3 protein-coding genes are annotated in these 1,957 nt (G+C 75.5%); all 3 read right to left on the bottom strand.

Going from position 1 to position 1,957, the window contains the following annotated elements:
* Positions 1–79: 79 nt before the first annotated feature.
* A complete protein-coding gene (locus HCN52_RS24995) occupies positions 80–529 on the bottom strand; it encodes a hypothetical protein (protein ID WP_209314939.1) in 450 nt (149 codons plus the stop codon).
* Between the two features lie 58 nt (positions 530–587).
* The gene (rsmI, locus tag HCN52_RS24035; RefSeq protein WP_168090524.1) at positions 588–1,433 is read right to left on the bottom strand and encodes a 16S rRNA (cytidine(1402)-2'-O)-methyltransferase; all 846 of its coding nucleotides are present in this window, start codon (positions 1,431–1,433) and stop codon (positions 588–590) included.
* A gap of 299 nt (positions 1,434–1,732) precedes the next feature.
* Positions 1,733–1,957: hypothetical protein (locus HCN52_RS24030; RefSeq protein ID WP_168090523.1), on the bottom strand; the 225-nt coding region annotated here is incomplete at its 5' end.

The raw sequence follows: 1,957 nt of genomic DNA, 5'->3' as shown, positions 1-1,957 counted from the left end.
ACTGTGGGCCGGCCGAGCAGGCGCGCCGGGCCCGGGCGCCGGGGCGTCCGGGCGCGGCCCGCCCACCGGGCCGGGTGCGTCAGTGGCGTCGCCACCAGGAACGGCCGCTGCCGGCGGGTTCGCCGGCGGAGCGGTCGTGGTGATGGCGGTGATGATGTGCGGCGTCGGCGGGCTCGGGCGCCTCCTGCGCCATGGCCTCCGATTCCGCCTGGTCCTGTTCGGTGTCGTGCGGCGGGTCGGCGGGCTCGTCCACGGCGAGGCCGCCGGAGGGCAACCAGCTGGAGGCCCGCTGCACCGCCCGCACGGTCCCGGCCTGCATGACGCGGACGCGGTGGCTGCCGCACCGGTGGCAGGTGAGGCGGGCCAGCGGGGAGGGCACCCGTTCCATGCCGACGAAGTACAGGACGTACGGCCGGCCGTTCTCGTCCTGGTGGTGCTCTATGAGGAAGGTCTGCTCCCAGCCGTACGTACATCTGAGACATACGAAGGCGTAGGACTCGGATACGGTCTCGCGGTTCCCGTCGTTCATGACGCACCTGCGCTCGTGTGAGACGTCTCCTGCCGAGCGCACGGCGCGCCCGCGCGCCCTATGACCCAGTATGCGGCTTTTTCTTCGCGGCGACCACAGCGTCGAAGACCTCTCGTTTGGGAAGCCCCGCCTCCCGTGCGACCTCGGCGATCGCCGCCTTGCGGTGCTCCCCCGCCTCCTCACGGGCCGTGACGCGCCGCACCAGTTCGGCCTCGTCCGGCTTCTCGGCGACCTCGGTCGCGCCGGTCACCACCACCGTGATCTCGCCGCGGACGCCCGCCTCGGCCCAGGCCGCGAGTTCGGCCAGGGTTCCGCGTCGGACCTCCTCGTAGGTCTTGGTCAGCTCCCGGCAGACCGCGGCGCGGCGGTCCGCTCCGAACGCCTCGGCCATGGCGGACAGCGCCGCGGCGAGTCGGTGGGGCGCCTCGAAGTAGACGAGGGTGCGGCGCTCGGCGGCGACCTCGCGCAGCCGCCCGGCGCGCTCCCCCGCCTTGCGGGGCAGGAACCCCTCGAAGCAGAAGCGGTCGACGGGCAGGCCCGAGAGCGCCAGGGCGGTCAGCACCGCAGACGGGCCGGGCACGGCGGTGACCCGGACGCCCACCTCGACGGCGGCGGCGACCAGCCGGTACCCGGGGTCGGAGACGGACGGCATGCCGGCGTCGGTGACCAGCAGCACCCGCGCGCCACCGGTCAGCTCCCGGACGAGTTCCGGGGTGCGGGCGGCCTCGTTGCCCTCGAAGTAGGAGACGACGCGACCCGTGGTGTGGACGCCCAACCCCTGGGTGAGCCGCCGCAGCCGACGGGTGTCCTCCGCGGCGATCAGGTCGGCCCGCTCCAGCTCCGCCGCGAGCCGCGGCGGCGCGTCGGCGAGGTCGCCGATCGGGGTGCCGGCCAACACCAGCACGCCGTCGCCCTCCCCGGAAGAAACGCCCGTCCCGACCGGAGCGTCCGCCGGGCCCCGTGCGTCCCCCGGGTCCGGAGCACCCACCGGGTCGGGAGCATCCGCCGGTTCGGGACCGTCCGCCGGGTCCGTGGCACCTGCCGCCTCGGCGCCCTCCGGGGCGGCGGCGTCCCCGGCCGGGGGGTGCCCGGCACCGAGGGCGTCAACGGCGGTGGCGACGTCGCCTCCGGTCGGGTCGCCGTCCCCGGGGCGCCCGGTGGCGGAGTCGTCGTGCGGGTGATCGGCGGAAGGCGTTGCGGCAGTCACCCCGCCATCCTCGCAGGACACCACGGCGGCGGATGCCAAGATGGCGTCGTGGACGCCCCCACCCCAGCCAACGACGCCACCGACCGCAGCCCGGAGCCGCCCCACCGGCCCGGGCCCCCGACCGCCGCCCGGACGAGCGCCGCCCCCAGCGCCATCGCCAGCGCGAGGCAGAGGAACGGCACCAGCACCACCGCGTAGAAGTAGAAGATCGTGCGCTCCTG

Origin of the sequence: Streptomyces bohaiensis, assembly GCF_012033785.1 — a bacterium.
GTDB lineage: Bacteria > Actinomycetota > Actinomycetes > Streptomycetales > Streptomycetaceae > Streptomyces > Streptomyces bohaiensis.
The sequence above is the reverse complement of the archived record's forward strand: the minus strand, read 5'-3'. Positions and strand labels throughout refer to the sequence as shown.

What these genes read in the sequence shown, in the direction of transcription:
- HCN52_RS24995 (WP_209314939.1), bottom strand. Translation starts at nt 529, where the DNA reads ATGAACGACGGGAACCGCGAGACCGTATCCGAGTCCTACGCCTTCGTA.